The organism is Methylobacter svalbardensis (assembly GCF_037671525.1).
GTDB classification, from domain to species: Bacteria; Pseudomonadota; Gammaproteobacteria; order Methylococcales; family Methylomonadaceae; genus Methylobacter_A; species Methylobacter_A svalbardensis.
In genome coordinates, this window is record NZ_JAWPOH010000172.1 from 1 (window position 1) to 1,411 (window position 1,411).

At 39.1% G+C, this 1,411-nt stretch carries 2 protein-coding genes and 1 pseudogene; 1 reads left to right on the top strand and 2 read right to left on the bottom strand.

The annotated features are described in order from the left end of the window. Positions 1-208, bottom strand: a 208-nt coding sequence (locus RW114_RS20645; RefSeq protein WP_340124525.1) for a transposase, incomplete at its 3' end; no start/stop codon positions are given. A 28-nt stretch (positions 209-236) separates the two neighbouring features. On the opposite strand from RW114_RS20645, the gene RW114_RS20650 reads away from it, so the two are divergent. Beyond that, positions 237-893 carry a hypothetical protein gene (locus RW114_RS20650; RefSeq protein WP_340124607.1) on the top strand — a complete coding sequence of 219 codons (657 nt, stop codon included), beginning with the start codon at positions 237-239 and terminating at the stop codon, positions 891-893. 393 nt (positions 894-1,286) lie between these two features. On the opposite strand, the pseudogene RW114_RS20655 reads toward RW114_RS20650, so the two are convergent. Further along, positions 1,287-1,411 (bottom strand): annotated as a pseudogene (locus tag RW114_RS20655) (IS1595 family transposase); the annotation flags it as partial.

Here is a 1,411-nt window from a genome sequence, read left to right on the forward strand (position 1 = left end):
ACCAGCGTGAAAATCGCTTGAAGATGCTATTCCACTTACCATGCGTTGGCGGCAAAATCCGCCACTGCGCTCCCGAACGTAATATCCACAAGCAGGCACTGATAAATTGTCTGCAAGTGTCTGGCTGACCGACACGAATGCCTCTTAATTTCTTTAAGTTTGCCAATATACGCGTCCACTCTTCATCGCTTAAATTTATCCGGCTCATGTTACCAAAAATAACCAATTCTACCTGATTGGCGAAACGTCAACAGAACCTAGAAGGTCTATGGAATAAACTTTGTGCTTTATTCGATAGTGAAAGCGTACATAGCTCAATAAAAATTGAACTACCTTCTGAAGAGCTTCGGTTTTGTAATATTGAAGAATTAAAAAAATATAGTGATTTACCAAACAAAATCGATAAATTTTCGATATGGTTAAACGATATGGATTATTCGAAGGGTGAAAAAAACCTATCGATTACAACAAAAGGATTCTTAGATAACAAAAACACAGTGCACGCGCAAGCCGATTCCGAAGCATGGTGTGCGGGTGCAATTGAAACCACATATACCTATCTGAACACCTACAAAGTCTGGTATAGCTGGTTTAATAATGCTCCTGTAGGGTGGTATCTGTTTTTTGCTGTAAACATACCAAATATTTGTTATTTTTTTCTTCCAAGAGAATTATTAAGCACAATCAAAACGGAACTTCTAATTTGGACTTTAGCAATAATTACGATCGGATTTTTATTCGTGTTTAAGGCAAAGCTTTTTCCTGGCAGCCTTTTAATTATCAAAAACAATGAAAGCTGGATTCGCAAAAATAGCGCAGAAATTGGACTAACATTAGGTTTGCTATCATTTATAGCCACAACAATTAGCGTTATTATAGGAATATACAAATAGCCCGAAATAATTGTAATTAGATTGCAGTCCAAGTAAAAATAGACCTTGCATAATGCACGCTATGCAAAAAAGCCCCGGTGGTCTGGCGATCTTCCACCGGGGCTTTTCTACATAACGTTAATGTATAATGCGAAGTCTTGGCTATTGCCTCCGAGGCTGGTAGAGCGTTAGGCCCGCATAATGCACCCTATGTAAAAATTACCATTCGTGGTACAAAAGGACAGTACTACTTACCCTGTCCTTGCGATTGTTGCGAAGCGTTCTTAATTAGGATGAGAAAAGCAACGACAATATTAAAAGTGTGTGGACTCTCCAATCTCGGCTACATGTTTTAAAAACACAAAATGCGTGTTCAAAGGAAAACTGACGATGCAAACATCACAAATTATAAGGCTATGTCATCGTTAAATATTGAAAATTCCCCAGAGCAGCATTGAGTAGGGTTTCCGGCGTGAGTTGGCAGTGTTGTTCAAAAGCCCGTCGCCAGCCCAGGTAGTTTGGCAAGTATTTGGTAGCTA